The following is a 26,000-nucleotide window of genomic DNA, read 5'->3' as shown; positions in this document are numbered from 1 at the left end:
CGGGACGACACCTTAGCAAGGACTGACCGAAGTATTTGTAATGAGTTCATTTCTCAACCAACCTTGCGGGATTTAATCTACAAACGGCAATACGCCCTTGCCCAGGACACCTGAACGTGACTGATGCTCCCGCGGCCCCAGAGAACGCCGCCCAGATCCGCCGCACCACCCTGTACCTGACCCTGGCACAAGTGCCGGCCGGCAAGGTCGTGACCTATGGTCAGCTAGCCGAGATGGCCGGTCTGGGCCGAGCGGCGCGCTGGGTAGGGCGTACCCTCAGTCAGTTGCCGAACGACACAAAGCTGCCATGGCATCGAGTATTGGCTGCCGGCGGTCGGATCAGCCTGCCGGCCGGCAGCGCCTCAGGGGATGAACAACGCGCGCGCCTGCGCACGGAAGGGGTGAGTGTCCTGAATAATCGTGTTGATATTCAGCGCCATGGCTGGCGCCCGGTAGAGCACAGCGGTTAGAGTGCGCGCTTTGTTTTCGCAATTTTTGAGGCAGACTCCAGCCCATGCCCCGTAAAACCTGGCGCGCCGCCCTCGCCGCCTATGCCAGTCCCTCGACGCTCGTGCTGTTGCTGCTTGGCTTCGCCGCCGGCCTGCCCTACATGCTGGTGTTTTCCACGCTTTCGGTCTGGTTGCGCGAAGCTGGCGTGGCCCGCGAGACTATTGGCTACGCGAGCCTCATCGGCCTGGCCTATGCCTTTAAATGGGTCTGGTCGCCCCTGCTCGACCAATGGCGCCTGCCGCTGCTGGGCAAACTCGGCCGTCGGCGTTCATGGTTGGTGCTCTCCCAGGCCCTGGTGATCCTCGGCCTGATCGGCATGGGCTTCTGCGACCCGCAAAAGCACCTGTCATGGTTGATCGCCATCGCCGTGATCGTGGCTTTCGCGTCGGCCACCCAGGACATTGCCGTCGATGCCTATCGCCTGGAGATCGCCGACGACACCCGCCAGGCGGCCCTCGCCGCCAGCTACATGTCCGGGTACCGAATCGCGGCATTGCTGGCCACCGCGGGCGCACTGTTCTTCGCCGAAGGGTTCGGCTCCACCGGTTTCAGTTATAAGCACTCGGCCTGGGCAGGCACCTATCTGTTGTTCGGCGTGCTGATGGTCCCTGCGTTGCTCACCTCGCTATTCATGCGCGAACCGCCGGTGCCGCTACGCACCCAGTTGCAGGCCGGTCGCTATAGCTTCGTCCACCAGTTGGCCTCGGTGTTCGTACTCATCGTGCTGCTGGTGTCGGTACCGGCGATGTTCACCCAGCTCTATAACACCGACTTTGCCAGTGTCCTGTTCGAAGGCGTCAGCCTGCTGGACCTGCTGCTCGAAGACCGTGCCTTCCTGCGGGCCATTCTCTATATCACCCTGACAGCCCTGTGCCTTTCGGCCATGGGGCGCCGCGGGCTGGCGCCGGTGCTGACACCGGTCAACGATTTCATCCTGCGTTACCGCTGGCAGGCCCTGTTGCTGCTTGGGCTGATTGCCACCTACCGGATGTCCGACACGGTCATGGGCGTCATGGCCAACGTGTTCTACATCGACCAAGGCTTCACCAAGGACCAGATCGCCAGCGTCAGCAAGATTTTCGGGCTGATCATGACGCTCGTCGGCGCCGGCATGGGCGGCTTGTTGATCGTGCGTTTCGGTATCCTGCCGATCCTGTTTATCGGCGGCGTTGCCTCCGCCGGCACCAATATCCTGTTTTTGATGCTCGCCGACATGGGCGCCAACCTGCAGATGCTGGTTGTCACCATCTCCCTGGACAACTTCAGCTCCGGCCTGGCCACTTCGGCGTTCGTCGCCTACTTGTCGAGCCTGACCAACCTGAAGTTCTCGGCCACCCAATACGCCCTGCTCAGCTCAATCATGCTGTTGCTGCCGCGCTTGATCGGCGGTTACTCAGGGGTGATGGTGGAGAAATTCGGCTATCACGACTTCTTCCTGATCACCGCCTTGCTGGGGGTTCCGACCCTGTTACTGATTGCCTTGCACTGGTATCAGGAAAACCGCCGCCAGGGTTCAGGCTCGGCTTCGGAGCCGGAACCGACACCCACGCGACCTGCGCAAGAATCTTAGGAAACTTCCAGCAAGCGCCGGCGAAACCGGCGCTCATGCCTGGCGACCGGCCACGCGCCTGTACGCCAGGGCATCTCGCCCGTACAATGCTCCGTCACTTCTCGTCATCAGCAACCGACAACGGCCAACCATGCGCACCAGTCAATTTTTGCTCGCCACACAGAAAGAAACGCCTTCCGACGCCGTCGTGATCAGCCACCAGCTGATGCTGCGCGCCGGCATGATCCGCAAACTCGCCTCGGGCCTGTACACCTGGCTGCCGATGGGTCTGCGTGTGATGCGCAAGGTAGAAGCCATCGTTCGCGAAGAAATGAACGCCGCCGGCTCTCTGGAAGTGTTGATGCCGGGCACCCAGCCGGCCGAGCTGTGGCAGGAATCGGGGCGCTGGGAAGAGTACGGCCCTGAGTTGCTGCGCATCAAAGACCGTCACGGTCGTGACTTCTGCGCAGGCCCGACTCACGAAGAAGTGATCACCGACCTGATGCGCAACGAGTTGAGCAGCTACAAGCAGCTGCCTATCAACCTGTATCAGATCCAGACCAAATTCCGTGATGAAATCCGTCCACGCTTCGGCCTGATGCGCGGCCGCGAATTCATCATGAAGGACGCCTACTCGTTCCACACCGACCTGGCCTCGCTGCAAGTCACCTACGACCGCATGCACCAGGCGTATTGCAACGTATTCACCCGCCTGGGCCTGAAATTCCGTCCGGTTGAAGCCGACAACGGTTCCATCGGTGGCGCCGGCTCCCACGAGTTCCACGTACTGGCCGAGTCCGGCGAAGACGACATCGTCTTCAGCAACGGCTCCGACTACGCCGCCAACATCGAGAAAGCCGAGGCCGTGCCACGGGAAACCTCCCGCCCTGCACCGACCGAAGAACTGCGCCTGGTGGACACGCCAAACGCCAAGACCATCGCTCAACTGGTGGAAGGCTACAACCTACCGATCGAACGCACCATCAAGACCCTGATCGTGCGCGCCGAAGAAGAAGGCAAGCTGATCGCCCTGATCATCCGCGGCGATCACGAGCTGAACGAAATCAAGGCCGGCAACCAGCCTGGCGTTGCCAGCCCCCTGGTCATGGCCACCGACGCCGAACTGCGCGACGCCATCGGCGCCGGTGCCGGCTCCCTCGGCCCGTTGAACCTGCCGCTGCCGATCATCATCGACCGCTCGGTGGAGCTGATGAGCGATTTCGCCATCGGCGCCAACATCGATGACAAGCACTACTTCGGCGTGAACTGGGAGCGCGACCTGCCGGTTCCGGCCGTGGCCGACCTGCGCAACGTTGTGGCCGGCGATCCGAGCCCGGACGGCAAAGGCGTCCTGGAAATCAAGCGCGGCATTGAAGTCGGGCACATCTTCCAGCTGGGCAACAAGTACAGCAAAGCCATGAAGTGCGAAGTGCTGGGCGAGAATGGCAAGCCGGTGACCCTGGAAATGGGCTGCTACGGCATCGGCGTATCCCGCGTGGTCGCCGCGGCCATCGAGCAGAACAACGACGAGAAAGGGATCATCTGGAGCGACGCCCTGGCGCCATTCCAGATTGCCCTGGTGCCGCTGCGCTACGAGACCGAACTGGTTCGCGAAGCCACCGACAAGCTCTACGCCGAACTGACGGCGGCCGGCTTCGAAGTGCTGCTGGACGACCGCGACAAAAAAACCAGCCCCGGCATCAAGTTCGCAGACATGGAACTGATCGGCATCCCGCATCGGATCGTCGTCAGTGACCGCAGCCTGGCCGAAGGCAACCTGGAATACAAAAGTCGCACCGAGGCCGAGCCGCAAGCGCTGCCGGTCGCTGACGTGCTGTCGTTCCTCCAGGCCCGTATCCGCCGCTGACACCAGATAGAGACGTCATGTTCAAGCGAAACACCTTAGGCCTCGGGGGCGCCGCGCTGTGCGGCGCCCTCCTGGTCAGCGGCTGTGCCAACCAAATGTCGCAACGCAGCGAGCACGAAGAGCGGGTCGAGCGCAAACTGCTCGACCACAGCCTGCATATCGAAGTGGGCGAGCCCAAAGTACTCGAACTGCCGCAACGTCGGGTGCGGATCAATGAGCAGAAGACCTTCGAAGTCACCGAATTCGAAGTCACCCGCCATTATGATCGCTATACGCCGTATCAGCCCTGGCGCGAAGTTTACGAAATTCCGCTAGGCGCGGTGGCAGTGGTGGCGGGTGTCGGCGCCAATGTGGTCAATGTGTTCGCTCTTGGCAACCTCCCAGAGAGCGCGACTCGAGACTGGATCAGCTACGGCTTCGCCGGGCTCAATCCATTCATGAACGTGCCGTCCCATGGCCGCGCCCAGCAGAACCTGGCCGGAATCGACGAAGTGCAACGCGACAAACGCGTCGAACACACGAGCCTGCCCTGGAGCGAACGCCCGGTACAGGTCAAGGCTGCCCGGCAAACCTTCGAACTGAGCACCGACCGCAATGGCGTGTTGCGTTTGAATCTGCTGGAAAGCCCGTTCGCCGAGCATGATCTGAGCCACTTCGGCAAGTTGCAGATCAGCGTGACGGACGCCCTGGACGAGGTACACACCGACTCGTCCCTGAGCATCAGCAGCACGTTGCGCGGCAAGCTGGTGGAAGCCCATGGGTTGATCTACGACGATCTGGAAGATGACGAGGTGAGCCAGTGGGTTCATCGGGTCAAGCGGCTGTCGGAGCTGGGGCTTGAAGAAGAGGCCAGCGAGCTGGAACAGAGCCTGATCGAACTGACCCGCAATGATCCGGAGTTACAGACCGAATTCCTCAAAGCCCTGACCAAGGATGGCGGGCGCCTGGTGGCGGATCCAGGAGCGAACTAGCAGCAAAACCTTGTGGCGAGGGAGCTTGCTCCCGCTGGGGCGCGCAGCGGCCCTCAAGCCTGCCACCTCGGTGTGCCAGATAAGTTGAATCAACTGTTTCTGGGGCTGCTGCGCAGCCCAGCGGGAGCAAGCTCCCTCGCCACAAGAGCCGGCAAAGCCTTCATGTAAGTGGCAGCCTCACCGCTCAAACAATTCCAACTGCTCAAACCCGCCTCGCAGATCCTCCAGCCGTACCCCTATCCCCAACAAACGCACCGGCTTGCCGCCGCGGTTGAATGCCTGGGTCAATAGCAACTGGTAACTGCCCAGATCGCGCCCTGCCCCGGCCTGCTCCAGGGTGGTCTGGGTGAAGTCATGGAATTTCACTTTGACGAACGGCTTGCCCGGTCGATAACTACTGTCGATCCGGGCGATGCGCCCACTCAGGGACTGCATCAGCTCCGGCAGTTTATCGAGGCAGCTTGTCAGATCAGGCAGATCGACGTCGTAGGTGTTTTCCACACTGATGGACTGTCTACGGCTGTCATTGTGCACCAGACGCTCATCAATCCCACGGGCCAGGCTCCAGAGGCGCTCACCGAAACTGCCGAATTCGCGCACCAGCGCCAGCTTGTCCCATTGACGCAACTGCAGGCAATCGACAATGCCGAGCCTGTTCAGTTTGTCGGCGGTCACTTTACCCACCCCATGCAGCTTGCTCACCGGCAGGGCCGAAACGAAGTCTTCGACCTGATCCGGGGTAATGACGAACAAGCCGTTGGGCTTTTTCCAATCGCTGGCGATCTTGGCCAGAAACTTGTTGGGAGCGACGCCGGCGGACACCGTGATGTGCAGTTGATTGGAAACCCGCCGCCGAATGTCCTGGGCGATGCGGGTGGCACTCCCACCGAAATGGGCACTTGCGGAGACATCCAGGTAGGCCTCATCCAGGGACAGCGGCTCGATCAAGTCAGTGTAATCGCTGAAGATCGTATGAATTTCCTTCGACGCCTCCCGATAGGCGTCCATCCGCGGCTTGACGATGGTCAAGTCGGGGCAGAGCTTCAAGGCGTGTCCGGATGACATGGCCGAACGCACACCGTAGGCCCGGGCCTCGTAGTTACAGGTCGCGATGACTCCGCGCCGGTCCGCCGAACCACCGACCGCCAGGGGTTTGCCAGCCAGCCGCGGGTCATCGCGCATCTCGATAGCGGCGTAGAAGCAGTCACAGTCGACGTGGATGATTTTGCGTTGCGTCATAAGAGAAGCGGATGTGCGACAAGTCGGGACGCCAGTATCGCACCGACAACTGTATATAGCACCAGTAGTTGAAAAGATCCTTCACTGCGGCTGGAAAAAGCCTACGTGAATTTATTTCTTCAATCGCAGCGAAGCGTCCAATAGAGCGCCAGCCCTTGCCAGGCTTGCGTCACAGCGCTGTCACAATGCCCAGGACTTAGGCTAAGCAATTGAAGCTGAACAGATTTTCCTGGCGCCAGGGTTGACAGCCAGCCGATCCTCTGTAGAATGCCGCCACACAGACGCGGGATGGAGCAGTCTGGTAGCTCGTCGGGCTCATAACCCGAAGGTCGTCGGTTCAAATCCGGCTCCCGCAACCAAACATCAAGAAAGGCTACTCGAAAGAGTGGCCTTTTTTGTGGCCGTTTGTTTTTGAGCAAGGCGCCGTGAAGAGAAGACCTGCGAACCTCGCCCAACCCCACGGCGACGCAATGCAGACTGCCTGCTTGTAGGACAATTTCCTTTTGATTTCTTGTGTTTAGCTCGGTTGGCGACGAATTGGCCGTTTATTTGACCTCACCACCTTTTAACGGTTGACACTCAGGCGTTCGCCTGTAGAATGCCGCCACACAGACGCGGGATGGAGCAGTCTGGTAGCTCGTCGGGCTCATAACCCGAAGGTCGTCGGTTCAAATCCGGCTCCCGCAACCAAACATCAAAAAAGGCTACTCGAAAGAGTGGCCTTTTTTGTGCCTGTCGAAAAAAGCTTTCATGACAAATATTTTGTAATTATTTTTTTCGGCAGGGATTGGTAACTGAGCGGGTTGCCCCCATCCTGTCGCGCATAGTTCAAGAGGTGATTGATGCGCGCTCACTCGACTGCCCCACAAGACACTGTTACTGCGGTACAACCGATCAAGGCCGGGCGCTTGCGCTGGCTGGAGCGTATCAGCCAGTACCGTCAGCCTATCGGCCTCGCCGTCACACTGTTGTTGTTCGCCCTTGCATTGATTGCCTGTCGCCACCTGCTGAGCGAGCTCGATCTGTACGCTCTGCACGACTCGATCATGCAGGTGCCGCGCTCAGCCCTGCTCGGCGCAGTCGCCGCGACGGTCGTCGGATTCGTCATCTTGCTGGGCTATGAATGGTCCGCCAGCCGTTATGCCGGTGTGAAATTGCCCGCAAAAACGCTGGTCCTGGGCGGATTCAGCGCTTTTGCCATCGGCAACGCCATCGGGCTCTCGTTATTGTCGGGGGGCTCGGTTCGCTACCGGCTGTATGCCCGCCATGGCCTGAGCGCGACGGACGTCGCCCACATGACCCTGTTCGCCAGCCTATCCCTGGGCTGTGCACTGCCGCCGCTGGCGGCCCTGGCAACCCTCAGTGATCTGCCCGCCGCTTCCGCCGCCCTGCACTTGCCGGCCACCTGGCTGGGAGCGATCTGCGTGGCGGTGCTGCTGCTCACCTGTGCGCTGGCTATCGGCATCTACCGTCGGCGCCTGCCAGAACAGCCCTATCGGGACAGCCTGCTGATCAAGGCCGGACGCCGCACCCTGCGCCTGCCGGGCCGACGCTTGACGCTCCTGCAACTGATCATCACCACGCTGGATGTCGCGGCGGCCGCCACGGTGCTGTACTTGTTGTTGCCCGAAACACCACCGTTCGGCGCATTCCTGCTGGTGTACCTGTTGGCGCTGGCAGCCGGCGTACTCAGTCATGTACCGGGCGGGGTCGGGGTGTTCGAAGCGATCCTGCTGGCGGCCTTCGCCGACAAACTGGGGGCCGCGCCTTTGGCCGCCGCCCTGCTTTTGTATCGCTTGATCTATGTCCTGCTGCCGATGCTGGTGGCCTGTGTTTTGTTGCTGATCAATGAGGCGCAACGGCTGTTCCAGGCCCGCCAGTCCCTGCGGGTAGCGTCGGGCCTGGCGGCGCCGATCCTGGCGGTGCTGGTGTTCCTCTCGGGCGTGGTGCTGCTGTTTTCCGGCGTGACCCCGGAAATCGATACTCGCCTGGAGCACATTGGTTTCCTGATCCCTCATCGGCTGGTGGACGCCTCGCACCTGGGCGCCAGCCTTGTGGGCGTGTTGTGCCTGTTGCTCGCCCAGGGTCTGCGCCGTCGCTTGTCTGCTGCCTGGATGCTGACCACCGTTTTACTGTTGGTGGGCGCCCTGCTCTCACTGCTCAAGGGCTTCGATTGGGAAGAGGCCACGCTGCTGACGCTGACGGCCAGCTTGTTGGCGGTGTTCCGGCGTTCGTTTTATCGTCCGAGTCGCCTGACCGAGTTGCCATTTTCGCCGCTGTTTCTGATTGCCAGCCTATGCGTGCTCGGCGCGTCAATCTGGCTGCTGCTGTTTGCATACCAGGACGTGCCCTACAGCCATGAACTGTGGTGGCAATTCACCCTCGATGCCGACGCACCTCGTGGTCTGCGCTCACTGCTGGGCGCGGCGGTGCTGCTGGTGGTGGTGTCCCTTACCTGGCTGCTGCGTACCGCCCGCCCGGTGATCCAGCTGCCGGCGGCAGAAGAACTGGAGCGAGCCAAAAAGATTCTCATGGCCTCTTCACAACCCGACGGCGGCCTGGCCCTGACCGGTGACAAGGCATTGCTGTTTCATCCCAATGACGAAGCATTTCTGATGTATGCCCGCCGTGGCCGCAGTCTGGTGGCATTGTACGACCCGATCGGCCCTACCCAGCAACGCGCAGAAATGATCTGGCAGTTCCGCGACCTTTGCGATATCCATCATGCGCGCCCGGTGTTCTATCAGGTTCGCGCCGAGAACCTGCCGTATTACATGGACATCGGACTGACCGCGATCAAGCTGGGTGAAGAAGCACGGGTCGACCTCAAGCATTTCGATCTCGAAGCCAAGGGCAAAGAGATGAAGGACTTGCGCTACACCTGGAACCGCGGTACCCGGGACGGCCTGTCGCTGGAGATCCACGAACCGGGCCAGGCGCCGATGGATGAGCTGAAGGTCATTTCCGACGCCTGGCTGACCGGCAAGAACGTGCGGGAAAAAGGCTTTTCACTTGGCCGCTTCAGCGATGACTACCTCAAGCATTTCCGCATCGCAGTGATTCGTTTCGAAGGCCGCCCGGTGGCGTTCGCCAATCTGCTGGAGACGCACAGCCATGAATTGGCCAGCCTCGATCTGATGCGCGCCCATCCCGACGCCCCGAAACTGACCATGGAATTCATGATGGTCGGGCTGATTCAGCATTACAAAGCCCATGACTATGCCCGCTTCAGCCTCGGAATGGTCCCCCTGTCGGGCCTGCAACCGCGACGCGGCGCACCGCTGACCCAGCGTCTGGGTTCGATGGTGTTCCGCCGTGGCGAACAGCTCTACAACTTCCAGGGCCTGCGCCGTTTCAAAGATAAATTCCAGCCTGACTGGGAACCTCGTTACATGGCCGTGCCCGCCGGACTCGATCCGCTGGTAGCTCTGGCCGATACCGCCGCCCTGATTGCAGGCGGCCTGACTGGATTGGTGAAACGCTGATGATGCAACGCTCCTGGCGATACGTAGTGGCCACCCTGCTGGTGGTGGCGGTGATTCTCGGTGGCGGTTACTGGTACTGGAACCGCCCTGCCCCGCAACCGACCCTTGAACAGCTGACGCCGGTCGACGGTGCCCCCATGACCCGGATCATTCCCGGCACCCCGCCCCGCGCCCAAGTGCTGGTGGCGGTCAACGAAGAGCAGAAACTCAGCGACACGCAATTGCTGACCCTCAGCCGCAGCGGCTCGGCGCAGATCGTCCAGGTGATCCTGCCCAAGGACTGCATGCTGCAAGGCCGTGCCCTGCAGGCCGGCCTGAAGCAGCTCCAGGGGCCGGCAACGCTGGTCAGTGGTATCGGCCCCGGAGCCGTGCTGGCCTGGCGCTGGCTGGCGGAGCAGAAGAACGACAAGGCCCAGGCCGTTTCGGTGGACCTGGCCCTGGAAAAACCCGGCTGCACCCACCTGCTGCCTAAAAGCGCGGCCCACGGCCACTGGCTGGTGGCCTGGAATGACAACCCCGACGACACCAGCGCCGGTTTCGTACGGGATCAACCGAACGCTGAAACCAGCATCAGCAACTACGACATCAACCTGCCACAGGTGCTGAACAACGAACTGCACAAGATCCTGGTAGGCACCGACCAGGGCGGCCTGAGCATTCCCGTAGTGGAAGTGCCGGCCAGCCAGGCCCGGGACACCGTGACCCTGTTTCTCTCCGGAGACGGCGGCTGGCGGGACCTGGATCGGGACGTGGCCGAAGAAATGGCCAAGATCGGTTACCCGGTCGTCGGCATCGACACCCTGCGCTACTACTGGCAGCACAAGAGTCCGGAACAAAGCGCCCAGGACCTCACCGAACTGATGCAGCACTACCGTCAGGTCTGGGGCACCAAGCGCTTCATCCTGACCGGATATTCCTTCGGCGCCGACGTACTGCCCGCAATCTACAATCGCCTTCCGGCCAGCGAACAGCAAGGGGTCGACGCAATCATCCTGCTGGCCTTCGCGCGCACCGGCAGCTTCGAGATCGAAGTCGAAGGCTGGCTCGGCAATGCCGGCACCGAAGCCGCCACGGGCCCGGAAATGGCCAAGCTGCCCGCCGACAAAGTGGTGTGCATCTACGGCGTAGAAGAAGCGGCTGAAAGTGGCTGTACCGACAAGACCGCGGTGGGCGAAGCCATCCAGCTACCTGGTGGCCATCATTTCGACGAGAACTATCCGGCGCTGGCCAAGCGCCTGGTGGACGAAATCAACAAGCGCCAGAACAAGAACGCCGAACAGTGAACTGAGGCTGGTTTTTTGTGAACCCTGCGAACCTAATGTGGCGAGGGGATTTATCCCCGCTCGAGTGCGAAGCACTCGCACAGGTCATGAACCCAGGAAAATCCAGAGGGTTGCTTCGCAACCCAACGGGGATAAATCCCCTCGCCACAAATTGTTGTCCACTCAACCCCACGCCCACCAAAAAGCCCCCGCTGCCACAAGGCAACGGGGGCTTTTTTGTTTGGGCTACATTTCCACCTGGGTCCCCAGTTCAATCACCCGGTTCAGCGGCAAATTGAAAAAGCGCAAATTGCCGTTGGCGTTTTTCAGCATGAAGGCGAATAGCACTTCGCGCCAACGGGCCATGCTTTCAAGCTTGGAAGCGATGACCGTCTCGCGGCTGAGGAAATAGGTGGTGCGCATCGGGCTGAAGTCCAGCTCATCCAGATGACACAGCCTGAGCGCCTGTGGCACGTCCGGTTCGTCAGTGAAACCAAAGTGCAGGATCACCCGGAAGAAACCTTCGCCGTAGGAATCCACCTCGAAGCGCCGTTGCGGCGGCACCCGGGGGATGTCTTCGTACACCACTGTCAACAGCACCACTTGCTCGTGCAGCACCTGGTTGTGCAACAGGTTATGGAGCAGCGCGTGAGGCACGGCATCCGGGCGAGCAGTGAGGAAAACCGCCGTGCCCTTGACCCGATGGGGAGGTTCGACACGGATGCTGCTGATAAATACCGGCAACGGCAGGGCGCCTTCATCCAACCGATCTACCAACAGTTCCTTCCCGCGCTTCCACGTGGTCATCAGAATGAACAACACGATCCCCGCCAACACCGGAAATGCGCCGCCCTGCAGGATTTTCGGGACATTGGCAGCAAAGAACAGGCCATCCACCAATAGAAAACCGACCAGCAACGGCACCGTCAGCAGAGGTGGCCATTTCCACAGCAGCAACGCCACCGCCGACACCAGGATGCTGGTGATCAGCATGGTGCCGGTCACTGCCACGCCATAGGCAGAGGCCAACGCGCCGGACGACTCGAAGCCAAGCACCAGCAGGATCACGCCAACCATCAACGCCCAGTTCACCGCGCCGATGTAGATCTGCCCTTGTTCGGCGCTGGAGGTGTGCTGGATGTACATGCGCGGGATATAGCCGAGCTGGATGGCTTGGCGTGTGAGGGAAAACGCGCCGGAAATCACCGCTTGGGATGCGATCACCGTGGCGAAGGTCGAGAGCACCACCAGCGGCACCAGCGCCCAGCCTGGGGCCAACAGATAAAACGGGTTACGAGCGGCCTCCGGGTTCTCCAACAGCAAGGCGCCCTGACCGAAATAGTTGAGCACCAGTCCTGGCAACACCAGGACGAACCAGGCCCGGGCAATCGGTTTGCGGCCGAAATGCCCCATGTCCGCATACAAGGCTTCGGCGCCGGTCAAGGCCAGTACCACGGCCCCCAGGATCGCAACGCCAACCCCCGGATGCACCATGAAAAAGCGCACGCCCCAGGCCGGGTTCAACGCCTCGAGCACCTGCGGATGCTGGACAATGCCATGAATGCCCAGGCCGCCAAGGACCACGAACCACAGCACCATGACCGGCCCGAACAATTTACCGATCCGATCGGTCCCGTGTTTCTGAATCAGGAAAAGCGCCACCAGAATCACCAGCGCCATCGGCACAACCCAATGATCCAGCCCATCAAAGGCCACTTCCAGACCCTCCACGGCCGACAATACGGAAATGGCCGGGGTGATCATGCTGTCACCGTAAAACAACGAGGCGCCGATCAGCCCGAGAATCACCAGCACCGAACGCAACCGGGGATAAGGGGTGGACGCCCGCCGGGCCAGCGCGGTCAACGACATGATGCCGCCTTCGCCCTGGTTGTCAGCGCGCAGGATAAACAGCACGTATTTGATCGAGACGACCCAGACCAGCGACCAGAAGATCAGCGCCAAAATCCCGAACACTCCGTCATGGTTGACCTGCACACCATATTGACCGGAAAACACTTCCTTGATGGTGTACAAGGGACTGGTGCCGATGTCGCCATAGACCACCCCCGCGGCGGCCACCAACATTCCCACGGGCCTGGCCGCTGCATGCCCGGTACCCGACACCTGACTCTCTGCCTGCTCCATCCAACACTCCCACTACCTGATCCGCGCTGCTGGAAAGAAGCACCCTGATTGACCTTGCGCCCAGGCCACCTTACTTCCTGTTACAGACAAATGATTGACTGTAGAGATTCAGTTGCGCTGGACGGCGCGAAGCATAGCGCAGCACTCGTCGTTTTTCCCCGTATAAAGCTGGTCAAGCGCTTCCAGCACCGCTAGAATTGCGCACTTTTTGATCAGAGGCGCGTCAAGCGTCCTGTCTCCACAAGAGACGATCTCCCCTACACCGAGGTTAGACATGTCCACCACTACCGCGCCGGCCAACCCCAAGGTTGGCTTCGTATCCCTGGGTTGCCCGAAGGCTCTGGTCGACTCCGAGCGCATCCTGACCCAGCTGCGCATGGAAGGTTATGACGTCGTATCCACGTACCAGGACGCCGACGTGGTAGTGGTCAACACCTGCGGCTTCATCGATTCGGCCAAGGCCGAGTCCCTGGAAGTGATCGGCGAAGCCATCAAGGAAAACGGCAAGGTCATCGTGACCGGCTGCATGGGCGTGGAAGAAGGCAATATTCGCGACGTGCACCCCAGCGTGCTGGCCGTGACCGGTCCGCAGCAGTACGAGCAGGTCGTCAATGCCGTGCACGACGTAGTGCCGCCCCGCCAGGACCACAACCCGCTGATCGACTTGGTGCCGCCGCAAGGCATCAAGCTGACCCCGCGCCACTACGCTTACCTGAAGATTTCCGAAGGCTGCAACCACAGTTGCAGCTTCTGCATCATCCCCTCGATGCGCGGCAAACTGGTGAGCCGCCCGGTGGGTGATGTGCTCGACGAGGCCCAGCGCCTGGTCAAGGCCGGCGTCAAGGAGCTGCTGGTGATCTCCCAGGACACCAGCGCTTATGGCGTCGACGTGAAATACCGCACTGGCTTCTGGAACGGCGCGCCGGTGAAAACCCGCATGACCGAACTGTGCGAAGCCCTCAGCACCCTCGGCGTGTGGGTCCGCCTGCATTACGTCTACCCGTATCCGCATGTCGATGAACTGATCCCGCTGATGGCCGCCGGCAAGATCCTGCCGTACCTGGACATCCCGTTCCAGCACGCCAGCCCGAAAGTCCTCAAGGCCATGAAGCGCCCGGCTTTCGAAGACAAGACCCTGGCCCGCATCAAGAACTGGCGCCAGATCTGCCCGGACCTGATCATCCGCTCGACCTTCATCGTCGGCTTCCCTGGCGAAACCGAGGAAGACTTCCAGTACCTGCTGGATTGGCTGACCGAAGCCCAGCTCGACCGCGTCGGTTGCTTCCAGTATTCGCCCGTCGAAGGCGCACCGGCCAACGACCTGGACCTGGATGTGGTGCCGGACGAGGTCAAGCAGGATCGTTGGGAGCGTTTCATGGCGCACCAGCAGGCCATCAGCTCGGCGCGCCTGCAAATGCGCATCGGCCGTGAAATCGAAGTACTGGTGGATGAAGTGGATGAACAAGGCGCCGTGGGCCGCTGCTTCTTCGACGCCCCGGAAATCGATGGCAACGTATTCATCGACAACGGCAGCAATCTCAAGCCGGGCGACAAGGTCTGGTGCAAGGTGACCGACGCTGACGAATACGATCTGTGGGCTGAACAGATCGGTTGAGCTGCTGCTTCACAGACTCAATGTGATACCTGTGGGAGGCAAGCTTGCTCGCGATAGCGGTGCATCAGCCARCATCAATATTGGCTGACACAACGCCATCGCGAGCAAGCTTGCCTCCCACAGGTTCTTTCACAGGCCGAAAAATTGAAGAGCCTCGCTATCCTCACAAGATGCGAGGCTTTTTTGCAGCTATCGTATGGAGATATCCAGCACAAGGAGCAGGCGGGCATGCGTCAGCATTCGGTCATCCACACACCGAAATCCAGCGACTATCAGGAACTGACCCGGGTCTGGGAGGCCTCGGTACGCGCCACCCACGATTTTCTGCCGGACAGCTACATCGAACTGTTGAAGAACCTGGTGCTCACCCGTTACCTGGACGCGGTCATGCTCATCTGCACCCGGGACACTCGCCAGCGCATTACCGGTTTCGCCGGCGTCGCAGCCGGCAAGATCGAGATGCTTTTCATCGACCCGCAACACCGTGGCCAGGGCCTGGGCAAACAGCTGTTGCGTTATGCCATGGAGCACATGAACGCCGATCAACTGGATGTCAACGAACAGAACCCGCAAGCCTTGGGTTTTTACGTCAAGCAAGGCTTCGAAGTGGTTGGCCGTTCGGCAAAGGACGGCATGAACCAGCCGTACCCGTTGCTGCACATGCGCTACAAACAGCCCGACCTGAAGGTCCAACGCGGCTAAAAGGCAAATGGACCCGCGATTAACCGGCGCCAGGCAGGTACAATGCCCACCCTCTTTTTGTTACGGCCCTGTCATGACTGACCCGATTCGTCTCTCCAAACGCCTCATCGAACTCGTCGGCTGTTCCCGTCGGGAGGCTGAGCTGTTCATCGAGGGCGGCTGGGTCACCGTGGACGGCGAAGTGATCGACGAACCGCAGTTCAAGGTCACTACCCAGAAAGTCGAACTCGACCCCGAGGCCAAGGCCACCGCGCCAGAGCCGGTCACCCTCCTGTTGAACGCCCCGGCGGGCATGGATGCAGACACGGCGATGGCGTCCCTTGGACCACAGACCCTGAGCGAAGAACACCGCTTCGGCAAGCGCCCCCTCAAGGGCCATTTTCTGCGCCTGACCGCCAGTGCCGACCTGCAGGCCAACGCCAGTGGGTTGCTGGTGTTCACCCAGGACTGGAAGATTCTGCGCAAGCTCACCGCCGACGCCGCCAAGATCGAGCAGGAGTACGTGGTGGAAGTCGAAGGCGAAATGGTCGCCCATGGCCTCAATCGCCTGAACCATGGCCTGACCTACAAAGGCAAGGAGTTGCCGGCGGTCAAGGCCAGTTGGCAGAACGAGAACCGCTTGCGCTTTGCCATGAAGAACCCGCAACCGGGGGTGATCGCGCTGTTTTGCCAGGCGGTCGGCCTCAAGGTGGTGGCCATTCGACGCATCCGCATTGGCGGCGTGTCCATCGGTAAGGTGCCCCTGGGCCAGTGGCGTTACCTGTCCACCAAAGAGAAGTTCTAGTTTCTTTTTCCGGCGCCGCACCGAGCTGCGGCGCCCACTGCCGATTGATCAGGATTGCACACATGGTTCACAACGACGTACTTCGCAGCGTGCGCTACATGCTCGACATCAGCGACAAAAAAGTCATCGAGATCATCAAGCTGGGTGGCCTGGAAGTGCCCATGGCGGATCTGGTGGGTTACCTCAAGAAAGACGAGGAAGAAGGCTTCGTGTTCTGCCCTGACGAAGTCATGGCGCATTTTCTCGACGGCCTGGTGATCTTCAAGCGCGGCAAGGACGAAAGCCGTCCACCGCAGCCGATCGAAGTGCCGGTCACCAACAACATCATCCTCAAGAAGCTGCGGGTGGCCTTCGAACTGAAGGAAGACGACATGCACGCCATCCTCAAGGCCGCGGAGTTCCCTGTGTCCAAGCCGGAACTGAGCGCATTGTTCCGCAAGTTCGGCCACACCAACTATCGCCCGTGCGGTGACCAGTTACTGCGCAACTTCCTCAAGGGCCTGACGCTGCGCGTTCGCGGCTGATTTCCCGCCGAACCATGACCTACAACGTCTCCCCCATCGGCTACGTCCGCTCCTGCTTCAAGGAGAAGTTCGCCATTCCCCGTCAACCGCAACTGGCCCCGGCCGCGCGCGGTGTGCTGGAGTTGGTGGCGCCATTCGATCAGGGCGATGCGGTGCAGGGCCTGGAGCAGGTCAGCCATGTCTGGCTGCTGTTCCTGTTCCACCAGGCCCTGGAAGACAAGCCACGGCTGAAAGTGCGCCCGCCGCGTCTGGGCGGCAATAAGTCCATGGGGGTGTTCGCCACTCGCGCCACCCATCGCCCCAACGGCATCGGCCAGTCGGTGGTGAAACTGGAGCGGGTCGAAGCCGGGCGCCTGTGGATCTCGGGCATCGACTTGCTGGACGGCACCCCAGTGCTGGATATCAAACCCTACGTGCCCTACGCAGACATCATCGGCTCGGCGCACAACAACATCGCCAGCGCAGCGCCTGAGCTGATTGCGGTGCGATGGGCCAGCTCTGCCCTGCATCAGGCCCGCGACCACGCCAAGCGCCTGGAAGAACCCCTGGTGGAGCTGATCGAACAGTGCCTGGCCCAAGACCCACGTCCGGCGTACCAGATTCCTACGCCCGAACGGGAATATGGTGCGCAGTTCTGGGATCTGGATGTGCGTTGGCACTATCCGCAGCCCGGGGTGATCAAGGTGCTGGAAGTGATTCCGGCGAAATCGTAACCGCCAGAAACGAAAAAGCCCGCGCTGCCTTCTTCAGGTAGCGCGGGCTTTTTCATGGGTAACTGCAGACCGGGTTGCGGCTATCGCGAGCAGGCTCGCTCCCACCTTTGAACTTCAGTGGCCACAAGATTTGTGTTCCCACATATTCCATTGTGGGAGCGAGCCTGCTCGCGATGGCGATCGATCAACCACCGCATAAACCGAGGCTTACTTCTCTACAAACGCCCGCTCGATCAGGTAATCACCCGGCTCACGCATGCGTGGCGAAACAGTCAGGCCGAAGCTGTTGAGCACTTCGCTGGTCTCGTCGAGCATGCTCGGGCTGCCGCACAGCATGGCGCGGTCGTCCTGCGGGTTGATCGGCGGCAGGCCGATGTCGCGAAACAGCTTGCCGCTGCGCATCAGGTCGGTCAGGCGGCCTTCGTTCTCGAACGGTTCGCGAGTAACGGTCGGGTAGTAGATCAGTTTGTCACGCAGCGCTTCGCCAAAGAATTCGTTCTGCGGCAGATGTTCGGTAATGAACTCGCGGTAGGCCACTTCATTGACGTAACGTACGCCGTGGCACAGGATCACTTTTTCGAAACGCTCGTAGGTTTCCGGATCCTGGATCACGCTCATGAATGGCGCCAACCCGGTGCCAGTGCTGAGCAGGTACAAATGCTTGCCAGGCTTGAGATCGTCCAGCACCAGGGTGCCGGTGGGCTTCTTGCTGATGATGATCTCGTCGCCTTCCTTCAGATGCTGCAACTGGGAAGTCAACGGGCCGTCAGGCACCTTGATGCTGAAAAATTCGAGATGCTCTTCCCAGTTCGGACTGGCGATCGAGTAAGCGCGCATAAGCGGGCGGCCGTTGGGCTGCTGCAGGCCGATCATCACGAACTGACCGTTCTCGAAGCGCAGGCCCGGATCACGGGTGCACTTGAAGCTGAACAGAGTGTCGTTCCAGTGATGAACACTGAGGACACGCTCGTGGTTCATGTTGCTCATGTACGGGGACTCCTGGGAATGATGCCTGCGTCGTTAATTTGCGCAATTGCATCGCATTCTAATGGCGGCGACAATATCTGTTAAATGAATTATTAAGATAAGGGTTATCGGTTATATCGATATGCGATTTACTCTACGTCAACTTCAAGTCTTCGTCGCCGTCGCCCAGCAAGAGAGCGTGTCCCGTGCCGCGGGCCTGCTCAATCTTTCGCAGTCGGCGGCCAGCACCTCCATCACCGAACTGGAGCGCCAGTCCAGCTGCCAATTGTTCGACCGCGCCGGCAAACGCCTGAGTCTCAATGCCTTGGGCAAACAACTGCTGCCCCAGGCGGTGGCGCTGCTGGACCAATCCAAGGAGATCGAAGACCTGCTCAACGGCAAGTCCGGTTTCGGCTCACTGGCGGTGGGCGCCACCCTGACCATCGGCAATTACCTGGCGACCTTGCTGATCGGCAGTTTCATGCAGCGTCATCCGGAAAGCCAGGTGAAGCTGCATGTGCAAAACACTGCCAATATCGTGCACCAGGTTGCTCACTATGAAATTGATCTGGGTCTAATCGAAGGCGACTGCAGCCATCCGGACATCGAGGTCCAGAGCTGGGTCGAGGATGAACTGGTGGTGTTTTGCGCTCCTCAACATCCGCTGGCCAAACGCGGCCAGGCGACCATGGAGGAACTGACCCATGAGGCGTGGATTCTGCGGGAGCAAGGTTCCGGCACCCGTCTGACCTTCGACCAGGCCATGCGTCACCATCGCAGTGCGCTGAACGTACGTCTGGAACTGGAACACACCGAAGCCATCAAGCGAGCCGTGGAATCAGGCCTGGGGATTGGCTGCATTTCACGCCTGGCCCTGCGTGACGCCTTCCGGCGCGGCAGTCTCGTAGCCGTGGAAACCCCGGACATGGACCTGGCCCGGCAGTTTTATTTCATCTGGCACAAACAAAAATACCAGACGTCGGCCATGCGCGAATTCCTCGAGCTGTGCCGGGCATTCACCGCTGGCGTGCAGCGCAGCGACGAAATCGTCCTGCCCCCCATTGCCTGAGCGCCGGGGCACTAGAGCAAAATCAGGCCCCACACCAAGGCAATCATGCTCAAAGCAACGAACTGAGCGGCACTGCCCATGTCCTTGGCATTTTTCGACAACGGGTGCAGCTCCAGGGAAATGCGGTCGATGGCCGCCTCCACCGCCGAGTTGAGCAACTCCACGATCAATGCCAGCAGGCAGACCGCAATCAGTAGCGCCTGCTCGACACGGCTGACATTCAGGAAGAACGACAACGGAATCAGGATGACGTCGAGCAAGACCAACTGACGAAACGCGGCTTCACCGACGAAGGCCGCGCGCAGGCCGTCCAGAGAATAGCCGGAGGCGTTGAGGATGCGTTTCAGGCCGGTTTGGCCTTTAAAAGGCGACATAAGTGGGCAACTGATCAAAAGGGGTGGAGAAGCTAATTCAAACCCGGTCAAAAAAGCGTGAACAAAACGCTACGATTGCGGTGAAATGGACTCAAGTTGCTGCAGCAGCAAGGCTGCCTGGGTCCGGGTGCGCACATTCAGTTTACGAAAGATTGCAGTGACATGGGCCTTGATGGTGGCTTCGGACACGTTCAACTCATAGGCAATCTGCTTGTTCAGCAGACCTTCACACACCATGGTCAACACGCGGAACTGCTGCGGAGTGAGGCTGGCCAGCCCTTCGCTGGCGGCCTTGGCTTCGTCGGACACGCTCACAGCTTCGAATGCCTGGGGAGGCCAGGACACATCGCCATCCAGGACCGCCTTGACGGCTACCTGGATCATCTCAAGGGAACTGGATTTAGGAATGAAACCACTGGCGCCGAACTCCCGGGCCTTGACCATCACCGAAGCTTCTTCCTGGGCCGATACCATCACCACAGGAATTTGCGGGTATTGGCCGCGCAGCAAGACCAGCCCGGAAAAACCATAAGCGCCCGGCATGTTCAGATCCAGCAGCACAAGATCCCAATCGGCCTTTTCAGTCAGCCGGGCCTCGAGTTCCGCAATACTGGCCACTTCCGTGAGTCGGACATCGGGGCCCAGCCCCATGGTCACCGCCTGATGTAACGCGCTGCGAAAGAGCGGATGGTCATCGGCTATCAGGATTTCGTATGTGGCCATTTTTCAAATGATCCTGTTTTTAATGGCAGGCCTGATGCACTCATGCCTTGCCCAAGCAACTCAAGATACCGACATGCCGCGGCATCAAAGGGGTACGTTCAACGCCAACACGTAAAAACACGGCGTTTCAAACCTTGGCCGTACCCTAATCGGCGCCAAGCATGCCCAGCGAAACCGGGGTGGTCAAGCAGCACGGCCGCTACCGTGTTCAGTATGGGCCACTATTAAGCCAACACTGGCTGCGCCGTACGAATAAAGGGCTGCAACTCAGCGTGGGCTGCAGTGGACACATCCATCTCCTGCTGTCGTTTGGCACCCAGGTAATGCTGGCTGAACACATCGAAATAGGCATCCAGGGCCGAGGCAGCGTCACTGTCCCCAGCCAGTTCCAGACACAACGCCGCCACTTCGGCGGTGCACAGATGCTCGCTGCGAGTCGAGCGGCGCAAGCGGTAGCGCGACAGCCTGTCGGGCAACAGGCTCAGAATCGGCAAACGGTCGAAATACGGGCTTTTACGGAAAATCTTGCGCGCCTCGGTCCAGGTCGCATCCAGCAGAATGAACAACGGACGCTTGCCCTGATCGAGGTTGACGGTATGTGTGACCCGCGATGGTTCGACATACTCACCGGGAAACACCAGATATGGCTGCCATTGCGGGTCGTTGAGCAGCGCCAGCAGTTGTTCGTCGACGTCGGTGCGTGACCAGATGAACGCGTGATTGTCGCGCACTACGTCAGCAATCAGCCAACCCGTGTTGCTCGGCTTGAACACTTCCTTGTTGGTCATGATCAGGCAGACACCCGAACGAGCCTCGACGCTCGGACGCCAGGCGCACAGGCAATGGCTCTCGATCACCCGGCAGGCGCTGCAACGGGGCGCGCGCCAGCCACGGGCCTGAATCGGCTTGATACCTTCATCGATGCGCAGGTCGCGCAGACGGGCTACGGCGTTAGGGGCATGGTTCATCGCAGGCGACGCCGACAGGCAGGGAAAATCGACACGAACAAGACTCGGCAGGATAAAGGCCGGCAGTCTACCAGAGCGCGCAAACCTGTACCGTCCACCCGGCCTACCCTATAATTCGCCACCACTGAACGCACAGCCATGTGACCGGTCGAACCACCAGTCACTGAACCAGGAGAGTTTCATGCTGCGCCTTATCGTCCCCACCGTTGCCGTGCTACTGGCGACGTCCGTCACCGCACAGGCCGCTTCGCTGAAAGAACTCGAACTGAACAAGATGCTGCGCAATGTAGCCGCGCAAAGCAGCGCCGGCACGCCCCGGGCAATCAACGAGGACATTCTCGACCAGGGCTACACCGTAGAAGGCACTGAGCTGATCAATCATCTGAGCGTGCAAAGCAGCCATGCCCAGAAAATGCGGGCCGACCCCAAGGCCGTCTATTTCCAGCTGGGTGCCACCGTGTGTACCAACCCAGGCTTGCGCAAATTGATGGCCCAGGGCGCGACCATGCGCTACGAGTTCACCGAAGTTAAGACCAATCGCCCCATTGCGACTGAGCGCTTCCAGGAATCCGACTGCCCGAAACCGGCCAAGACCAAAAAATAATCAACCCGAACTGGCGCGCCGCTGCTCATCGTCGGCGCGCAGTTCCGCCACCAGCGCCTGCAGGTAGCGCGAGCGCCATGCTCGGCCTTCCAACCGGCGACAGCACTCCTCCTCGAGGCTTACCCGATTAGCATGAGCCGCTTCCAACAGCGTCAGGTACAACTGCTTGTCGAGCTCCAAAGTTACTCTGGTCATCAGTCCCGCCTCCATGCCCGATCCACTTCAATCCATCGCGCAGCGTCCAGTCCTGGACGCGCCATAGCATTGAATGCTTGCTAATCAGTTAATCAGAGCGGCACGCACCTAGTTGGCAATCTGACGAGCGGCATGACATTTGAGCGGTTGCCAACGATATTTTTTGAGCGCCATGATCAAGACAGCGAAGATCCGCGCGAGGGACTAGATTCAAAAGTATCTCTTTGCTTCAGGCAGAACGAGGCTGCCCTACCGACACCTTTGCGCGTGACAGTTCTTTCATACAAGGGAAACGCAGAACCCGCAGGATGGCTTGGTCGCCTGTCGCACGCCGCGTCGAACCAGGTCGAACGTCCAGGCACGGTCCTGGGCTGACAACGACACACGGAGTGTCGTGGCCCTGACGAATCTCTCGTTCGGGCTGGGGTTTTGCCAAGAAGGAGAAGCTGAATGCCTTACAAACCGAATGACTTGCTGAGTCGTCATTTTGAGGACCATGGACACGACCTCACCCGTAAGGTCGAAGAGCAACTCAACCTGGTCTCCCCCAACAGCCCGAACCTCCCCATCTACCGAGACATGATCCTGACCGTCCTGCGCATGGCCCAGGAAGATCACAACCGCTGGAATGCCAAGATCACGCTGCAGGCCTTGCGAGAACTGGAGCACGCTTTTCGCACGCTCGAACAATTCAAGGGCCGACGCAAGGTCACGGTCTTCGGTTCGGCCCGAACGCCCATCGAACATCCGCTGTACGGCCTGGCCCGGGAACTGGGGGCGGAGTTGGCACGCTCGGACATGATGGTCATCACTGGCGCCGGCGGTGGCATCATGGCGGCCGCCCATGAAGGCGCTGGCCGGGACCACAGCCTGGGTTTCAACATCACCTTGCCTTTCGAACAGCATGCGAATCCGACCGTTGACGGCACGCAGAATCTGCTGCCGTTCCACTTCTTCTTCACCCGTAAGCTGTTCTTCGTCAAAGAGGCCGACGCACTGGTGCTCTGCCCGGGCGGTTTCGGCACCCTCGATGAAGCGTTGGAAGTCCTGACGTTGGTGCAAACCGGTAAAAGCCCGCTGGTGCCGGTGGTGCTGCTGGATGTACCGGGAGGCAAGTTCTGGCAAGGCGCCCTGCACTTCATCCGTGAGCAACTGGAAGAAAACCGCTACATCCTGCCCACCGATATGAAGTTGATGCGCCTGGTGTACAGCGCTCAAGAGGCAGTAGAGGAGATCAATCAGTTTTACAGCAACTTCCACTCCAGCCGCTGGCTCAAACATCAATTCGTGATCCGTATGAATCACAAGCTGAACGAGCAGGCCCTTGGGCATTTGCAGGCGGAGTTTGCCGACCTGTGCCTCAACGATTGTTTTCATCAACACGCCTACGCCGGCGAGGAACACGACGAGGCCCGTTTCAGCCATCTGACCCGACTGGCCTTTACCTTCAATGCCCGCGATCACGGTCGTTTGAGGGAACTGGTGGATTACATCAACCTGTCGGAAAACTGGGCCCAGCCCGCCACCAAGGCCCAACCCCTCACCTGGGAGCCGATCAAGGTGACCTGAGTCCATAAAAAAACGGCCCGCTATCAAAATAGCGGGCCATTGTTGTTTAGTCGTCCATGCCGCGCCCGCTGAATAAACGGTTGATCATTTCCATGGAATATCCTCGATATGCCAGGAAACGTCCTTGCTTGGCTCGCTCCCTAGCATCGATGGGCAGATGCCCTGAGAACTTGCGGCGCCAAGTGTCCATCAGTTGCGCCTGCCAATCGATACCGCTTTCGCGCAAGGCCAGTTCGATATCCGGGCGCTGCAAGCCACGCTGACCGAGTTCCTCACGAATTCGCAAGGGGCCGTATCCAGAGCGAGCGCGATAAGAGACAAAGCTCTCAAGGTAACGAGACTCCGACAACAAGCCCTCTTCCGTCAAACGGTCGAGGGCCGTGTCGATCAACTCATCTGGAGCGCCGCGCTGACGCAGCTTACGCGTCAGCTCGACTCGACCGTGCTCGCGCCTGGCGAGCAGGTCCATCGCGGTTCGCCGCACCGCGACGAGGTTATCGAGTACGACGGTCATCGAATCGATCAGATGTCAGCGTCAGCCAGGTCGTCTGCAGTCTCGCGGTTAGCCACCGACTTGACGTCCGCAACTGGGCTCAGAAGCTTGTCACGCAGTTGCTTCTCGAGGGTTGCTGCAATTTCCGGGTTATCCGCCAGGAACTTGGCCGAGTTGGCCTTGCCCTGACCGATCTTGGTGCCGTTGTAGGCATACCAGGCGCCGGATTTTTCGACGAAACCGTGCAACACACCCAGGTCGATCATCTCGCCATTAAGGTAGATACCCTTGCCGTAAAGAATCTGGAACTCCGCCTGACGGAACGGCGAAGCGACCTTGTTCTTCACAACCTTGACGCGGGTTTCGCTGCCGACAACCTCGTCGCCTTCTTTCACGGCGCCAGTGCGGCGGATATCCAGACGAACCGAAGCGTAGAACTTCAGCGCGTTACCACCGGTGGTGGTTTCCGGGCTGCCGAACATCACGCCGATCTTCATGCGGATCTGGTTGATGAAGATCACCAGGCAGTTGGCGTTCTTGATGTTACCGGTGATCTTGCGCAGGGCCTGGGACATCAGACGAGCCTGGAGGCCCACATGCATGTCGCCCATTTCACCTTCGATTTCCGCTTTTGGTACCAGTGCAGCCACGGAGTCGACGATGATCACGTCAACGGCGTTGGAACGCACCAGCATGTCGGTGATTTCCAGGGCCTGTTCACCGGTGTCCGGCTGGGAAACCAGCAGGTCATCGACGTTGACGCCCAGCTTGCCGGCATATTCCGGGTCCAGGGCGTGTTCGGCATCGACGAAGGCGCAGGTCGCACCGGCTTTTTGAGCCTGGGCGATCACGGACAGGGTCAGCGTGGTTTTACCGGAAGATTCAGGACCATAGATTTCAACGATACGGCCTTTTGGCAGGCCGCCGATGCCCAGCGCAATGTCCAGGCCCAGGGAGCCGGTGGAGATGGAAGGAATAGCCTGACGGTCCTGATCGCCCATACGCATTACGGCACCCTTGCCGAATTGACGTTCGATCTGACCCAAGGCCGCAGCCAAGGCTTTCTTCTTGTTGTCGTCCATTAAAGTCCTCACGTAATCAATAAGGCCTGACGGCCAACACCTGTATAAGTAGCCAGTATTATTCCACAGCGATTACAGATCGCCTACCCCTGATTTGAGATTTCTACAGCGGCATGTTGCAACAGCCCCTCTAGCGCGGCCTTCACCGTTTGTCGGCGGACCTCGTCGCGGTTACCCGGGAAGAATCGCTGCTCACTGATGACCGTCTCGCCAACGCCCCAGGCCAGCCATACAGTGCCCACTGGTTTGTTCGGCGTACCACCATCGGGGCCGGCCACGCCGCTGACCGCCACGGCAAAACGCGCCAGGCTTTTTTGCTGCGCGCCCCGCACCATTGCCTCGACCACCTCGCGACTGACCGCCCCCACCGTTGCGAACAGCTCGGCCGGCACACCCAGCTGCTGAGTCTTCTGGCGGTTGGAATAGGTGACATAACCCGCCTCGAACCACGCCGAACTCCCGGGAATGCGGGTGATCGCCTCGGCAATCCCGCCTCCGGTACAGGATTCGGCCGTGCTCACATGGGCATTGACCCGCTGCAGGCGTCGGCCCAGTTCAGCGGCCAATTCGGTAATGTCGTCCATGATG

General features: G+C 60.0%; 24 protein-coding genes and 2 tRNA genes. 16 read left to right on the top strand and 10 right to left on the bottom strand.

Annotated elements, in window-relative coordinates; translation table 11 throughout:
- The first annotated feature begins 89 nt into the window (after positions 1 to 89).
- The 4 genes from CRX69_RS04290 (at position 90) to CRX69_RS04275 (ending at position 4,897) form a co-directional block, all read left to right on the top strand.
- Positions 90 to 470, top strand: a complete 381-nt coding sequence (locus tag CRX69_RS04290) for an MGMT family protein (protein WP_171061418.1) — start codon at positions 90 to 92, stop codon at positions 468 to 470.
- Positions 471 to 514: 44 nt separating this feature from the next.
- Positions 515 to 2,080, top strand: coding sequence for an AmpG family muropeptide MFS transporter (locus CRX69_RS04285; RefSeq protein WP_047228430.1), 1,566 nt, complete (start codon positions 515 to 517; stop codon positions 2,078 to 2,080).
- A gap of 130 nt (positions 2,081 to 2,210) precedes the next feature.
- Positions 2,211 to 3,926, top strand: coding sequence for a proline--tRNA ligase (locus CRX69_RS04280; protein WP_047228431.1), 1,716 nt, complete (start codon positions 2,211 to 2,213; stop codon positions 3,924 to 3,926).
- Positions 3,927 to 3,943: 17 nt separating this feature from the next.
- Positions 3,944 to 4,897, top strand: a complete 954-nt coding sequence (locus CRX69_RS04275; protein WP_047228432.1) for a hypothetical protein — start codon at positions 3,944 to 3,946, stop codon at positions 4,895 to 4,897.
- A 177-nt stretch (positions 4,898 to 5,074) separates the two neighbouring features.
- Here CRX69_RS04275 and dinB read toward each other — a convergent pair whose 3' ends face one another.
- Positions 5,075 to 6,136, bottom strand: coding sequence for a DNA polymerase IV (gene dinB / locus CRX69_RS04270; RefSeq protein ID WP_076386106.1), 1,062 nt, complete (start codon positions 6,134 to 6,136; stop codon positions 5,075 to 5,077).
- Positions 6,137 to 6,418: 282 nt separating this feature from the next.
- Between dinB and CRX69_RS04265 the strand changes: the two genes are divergently transcribed.
- The 4 genes from CRX69_RS04265 to CRX69_RS04250 all read left to right on the top strand — a co-directional run bounded on the left by CRX69_RS04265 (position 6,419) and on the right by CRX69_RS04250 (position 10,904).
- A tRNA-Met gene (locus CRX69_RS04265) sits at positions 6,419 to 6,495 on the top strand.
- Between the two features lie 254 nt (positions 6,496 to 6,749).
- Positions 6,750 to 6,826: transfer RNA gene (locus tag CRX69_RS04260), tRNA-Met, on the top strand.
- Between the two features lie 152 nt (positions 6,827 to 6,978).
- Complete coding sequence (gene mprF, locus CRX69_RS04255) at positions 6,979 to 9,621, top strand: bifunctional lysylphosphatidylglycerol flippase/synthetase MprF (protein WP_107321598.1); 2,643 nt, start codon at positions 6,979 to 6,981, stop codon at positions 9,619 to 9,621.
- On the top strand, positions 9,621 to 10,904 hold the full coding sequence (locus CRX69_RS04250; RefSeq protein WP_047230038.1) for a virulence factor family protein: 1,284 nt from the start codon (positions 9,621 to 9,623) through the stop codon (positions 10,902 to 10,904). Before mprF ends, CRX69_RS04250 begins: the two co-directional genes overlap by 1 nt.
- Positions 10,905 to 11,129: 225 nt before the next feature.
- Here CRX69_RS04250 and CRX69_RS04245 read toward each other — a convergent pair whose 3' ends face one another.
- Positions 11,130 to 12,971 carry a potassium transporter Kup gene (locus tag CRX69_RS04245; RefSeq protein WP_370695188.1) on the bottom strand — a complete coding sequence of 614 codons (1,842 nt, stop codon included), beginning with the start codon at positions 12,969 to 12,971 and terminating at the stop codon, positions 11,130 to 11,132.
- Positions 12,972 to 13,305: 334 nt separating this feature from the next.
- On the opposite strand from CRX69_RS04245, the gene rimO reads away from it, so the two are divergent.
- The 5 genes from rimO to tsaA all read left to right on the top strand — a co-directional run bounded on the left by rimO (position 13,306) and on the right by tsaA (position 17,369).
- Complete coding sequence (gene rimO, locus CRX69_RS04240; protein ID WP_047230036.1) at positions 13,306 to 14,646, top strand: 30S ribosomal protein S12 methylthiotransferase RimO; 1,341 nt, start codon at positions 13,306 to 13,308, stop codon at positions 14,644 to 14,646.
- Between the two features lie 228 nt (positions 14,647 to 14,874).
- Complete coding sequence (locus tag CRX69_RS04235) at positions 14,875 to 15,348, top strand: GNAT family N-acetyltransferase (protein WP_107321597.1); 474 nt, start codon at positions 14,875 to 14,877, stop codon at positions 15,346 to 15,348.
- 73 nt (positions 15,349 to 15,421) lie between these two features.
- Positions 15,422 to 16,132 carry an rRNA pseudouridine synthase gene (locus CRX69_RS04230; RefSeq protein WP_047230034.1) on the top strand — a complete coding sequence of 237 codons (711 nt, stop codon included), beginning with the start codon at positions 15,422 to 15,424 and terminating at the stop codon, positions 16,130 to 16,132.
- Between the two features lie 62 nt (positions 16,133 to 16,194).
- Entirely contained in the window at positions 16,195 to 16,656 is a 462-nt protein-coding gene (locus tag CRX69_RS04225) for a YehS family protein (RefSeq protein WP_047230033.1), read from the top strand.
- Between the two features lie 14 nt (positions 16,657 to 16,670).
- Positions 16,671 to 17,369 (top strand): tRNA (N6-threonylcarbamoyladenosine(37)-N6)-methyltransferase TrmO, encoded by a 699-nt coding sequence (tsaA, locus tag CRX69_RS04220; protein WP_047230032.1) that lies wholly within the window; start codon positions 16,671 to 16,673, stop codon positions 17,367 to 17,369.
- 207 nt (positions 17,370 to 17,576) lie between these two features.
- Here the strand turns inward: tsaA and fpr are convergent, their stop codons facing one another.
- Complete coding sequence (gene fpr / locus CRX69_RS04215; RefSeq protein ID WP_003184787.1) at positions 17,577 to 18,356, bottom strand: ferredoxin-NADP reductase; 780 nt, start codon at positions 18,354 to 18,356, stop codon at positions 17,577 to 17,579.
- A gap of 121 nt (positions 18,357 to 18,477) precedes the next feature.
- Here fpr and CRX69_RS04210 point away from each other — a divergent pair, with 121 nt between their 5' ends.
- A complete protein-coding gene (locus CRX69_RS04210) occupies positions 18,478 to 19,404 on the top strand; it encodes a LysR family transcriptional regulator (protein WP_047230031.1) in 927 nt (308 codons plus the stop codon).
- A gap of 11 nt (positions 19,405 to 19,415) precedes the next feature.
- On the opposite strand, the gene CRX69_RS04205 is transcribed toward CRX69_RS04210, so the two are convergent.
- The 3 genes from CRX69_RS04205 to CRX69_RS04195 form a co-directional block, all read right to left on the bottom strand.
- Positions 19,416 to 19,778 carry a diacylglycerol kinase gene (locus tag CRX69_RS04205; protein ID WP_047230030.1) on the bottom strand — a complete coding sequence of 121 codons (363 nt, stop codon included), beginning with the start codon at positions 19,776 to 19,778 and terminating at the stop codon, positions 19,416 to 19,418.
- A gap of 69 nt (positions 19,779 to 19,847) precedes the next feature.
- Positions 19,848 to 20,501, bottom strand: a complete 654-nt coding sequence (gene erdR / locus CRX69_RS04200; protein WP_047230029.1) for a response regulator transcription factor ErdR — start codon at positions 20,499 to 20,501, stop codon at positions 19,848 to 19,850.
- Positions 20,502 to 20,725: 224 nt separating this feature from the next.
- Complete coding sequence (locus CRX69_RS04195) at positions 20,726 to 21,469, bottom strand: tRNA-uridine aminocarboxypropyltransferase (RefSeq protein WP_047230028.1); 744 nt, start codon at positions 21,467 to 21,469, stop codon at positions 20,726 to 20,728.
- 181 nt (positions 21,470 to 21,650) lie between these two features.
- Between CRX69_RS04195 and CRX69_RS04190 the strand changes: the two genes are divergently transcribed.
- Positions 21,651 to 22,073 (top strand): PA3611 family quorum-sensing-regulated virulence factor, encoded by a 423-nt coding sequence (locus tag CRX69_RS04190; RefSeq protein ID WP_047230027.1) that lies wholly within the window; start codon positions 21,651 to 21,653, stop codon positions 22,071 to 22,073.
- On the opposite strand, the gene CRX69_RS04185 is transcribed toward CRX69_RS04190, so the two are convergent.
- Complete coding sequence (locus CRX69_RS04185) at positions 22,074 to 22,268, bottom strand: hypothetical protein (RefSeq protein WP_076386115.1); 195 nt, start codon at positions 22,266 to 22,268, stop codon at positions 22,074 to 22,076.
- A 450-nt stretch (positions 22,269 to 22,718) separates the two neighbouring features.
- Between CRX69_RS04185 and CRX69_RS04180 the strand changes: the two genes are divergently transcribed.
- On the top strand, positions 22,719 to 23,837 hold the full coding sequence (locus CRX69_RS04180; RefSeq protein ID WP_107321596.1) for an LOG family protein: 1,119 nt from the start codon (positions 22,719 to 22,721) through the stop codon (positions 23,835 to 23,837).
- Between the two features lie 46 nt (positions 23,838 to 23,883).
- Here CRX69_RS04180 and recX read toward each other — a convergent pair whose 3' ends face one another.
- The 3 genes from recX to CRX69_RS04165 form a co-directional block, all read right to left on the bottom strand.
- Positions 23,884 to 24,351 (bottom strand): recombination regulator RecX, encoded by a 468-nt coding sequence (gene recX, locus CRX69_RS04175; protein WP_107321595.1) that lies wholly within the window; start codon positions 24,349 to 24,351, stop codon positions 23,884 to 23,886.
- Positions 24,352 to 24,359: 8 nt separating this feature from the next.
- A complete protein-coding gene (gene recA / locus CRX69_RS04170; RefSeq protein ID WP_047230023.1) occupies positions 24,360 to 25,412 on the bottom strand; it encodes a recombinase RecA in 1,053 nt (350 codons plus the stop codon).
- Positions 25,413 to 25,495: 83 nt separating this feature from the next.
- Positions 25,496 to 25,996, bottom strand: coding sequence for a CinA family protein (locus CRX69_RS04165; protein WP_047230022.1), 501 nt, complete (start codon positions 25,994 to 25,996; stop codon positions 25,496 to 25,498).
- Positions 25,997 to 26,000: the final 4 nt, after the last annotated feature.

Origin of the sequence: Pseudomonas rhizophila (assembly GCF_003033885.1) — a bacterium.
Lineage (GTDB): Bacteria > Pseudomonadota > Gammaproteobacteria > Pseudomonadales > Pseudomonadaceae > Aquipseudomonas > Aquipseudomonas rhizophila.
The sequence above is the reverse complement of the archived record's forward strand: the minus strand, read 5'-3'. Positions and strand labels throughout refer to the sequence as shown.

Bases quoted from the DNA above. Each gene is read 5' to 3' on its own strand.
- CRX69_RS04210 (WP_047230031.1), top strand. From the start codon at position 18,478: ATGCGATTTACTCTACGTCAACTTCAAGTCTTCGTCGCCGTCGCCCAG.
- CRX69_RS04275 (WP_047228432.1), top strand. From the start codon at position 3,944: ATGTTCAAGCGAAACACCTTAGGCCTCGGGGGCGCCGCGCTGTGCGGC.
- mprF (WP_107321598.1), top strand. From the start codon at position 6,979: ATGCGCGCTCACTCGACTGCCCCACAAGACACTGTTACTGCGGTACAA.
- tsaA (WP_047230032.1), top strand. From the start codon at position 16,671: ATGACCTACAACGTCTCCCCCATCGGCTACGTCCGCTCCTGCTTCAAG.
- CRX69_RS04250 (WP_047230038.1), top strand. From the start codon at position 9,621: ATGATGCAACGCTCCTGGCGATACGTAGTGGCCACCCTGCTGGTGGTG.
- CRX69_RS04245 (WP_370695188.1), bottom strand. From the start codon at position 12,971: ATGTTGGTGGCCGCCGCGGGGGTGGTCTATGGCGACATCGGCACCAGT.
- CRX69_RS04235 (WP_107321597.1), top strand. From the start codon at position 14,875: ATGCGTCAGCATTCGGTCATCCACACACCGAAATCCAGCGACTATCAG.
- recA (WP_047230023.1), bottom strand. From the start codon at position 25,412: ATGGACGACAACAAGAAGAAAGCCTTGGCTGCGGCCTTGGGTCAGATC.
- CRX69_RS04205 (WP_047230030.1), bottom strand. From the start codon at position 19,778: ATGTCGCCTTTTAAAGGCCAAACCGGCCTGAAACGCATCCTCAACGCC.
- CRX69_RS04285 (WP_047228430.1), top strand. From the start codon at position 515: ATGCCCCGTAAAACCTGGCGCGCCGCCCTCGCCGCCTATGCCAGTCCC.
- CRX69_RS04225 (WP_047230033.1), top strand. From the start codon at position 16,195: ATGGTTCACAACGACGTACTTCGCAGCGTGCGCTACATGCTCGACATC.
- rimO (WP_047230036.1), top strand. From the start codon at position 13,306: ATGTCCACCACTACCGCGCCGGCCAACCCCAAGGTTGGCTTCGTATCC.
- dinB (WP_076386106.1), bottom strand. From the start codon at position 6,136: ATGACGCAACGCAAAATCATCCACGTCGACTGTGACTGCTTCTACGCC.
- CRX69_RS04195 (WP_047230028.1), bottom strand. From the start codon at position 21,469: ATGAACCATGCCCCTAACGCCGTAGCCCGTCTGCGCGACCTGCGCATC.
- fpr (WP_003184787.1), bottom strand. From the start codon at position 18,356: ATGAGCAACATGAACCACGAGCGTGTCCTCAGTGTTCATCACTGGAAC.
- CRX69_RS04190 (WP_047230027.1), top strand. From the start codon at position 21,651: ATGCTGCGCCTTATCGTCCCCACCGTTGCCGTGCTACTGGCGACGTCC.
- CRX69_RS04180 (WP_107321596.1), top strand. From the start codon at position 22,719: ATGCCTTACAAACCGAATGACTTGCTGAGTCGTCATTTTGAGGACCAT.
- CRX69_RS04280 (WP_047228431.1), top strand. From the start codon at position 2,211: ATGCGCACCAGTCAATTTTTGCTCGCCACACAGAAAGAAACGCCTTCC.
- CRX69_RS04165 (WP_047230022.1), bottom strand. From the start codon at position 25,996: ATGGACGACATTACCGAATTGGCCGCTGAACTGGGCCGACGCCTGCAG.
- CRX69_RS04185 (WP_076386115.1), bottom strand. From the start codon at position 22,268: ATGACCAGAGTAACTTTGGAGCTCGACAAGCAGTTGTACCTGACGCTG.
- erdR (WP_047230029.1), bottom strand. From the start codon at position 20,501: ATGGCCACATACGAAATCCTGATAGCCGATGACCATCCGCTCTTTCGC.
- CRX69_RS04230 (WP_047230034.1), top strand. From the start codon at position 15,422: ATGACTGACCCGATTCGTCTCTCCAAACGCCTCATCGAACTCGTCGGC.
- recX (WP_107321595.1), bottom strand. From the start codon at position 24,351: ATGACCGTCGTACTCGATAACCTCGTCGCGGTGCGGCGAACCGCGATG.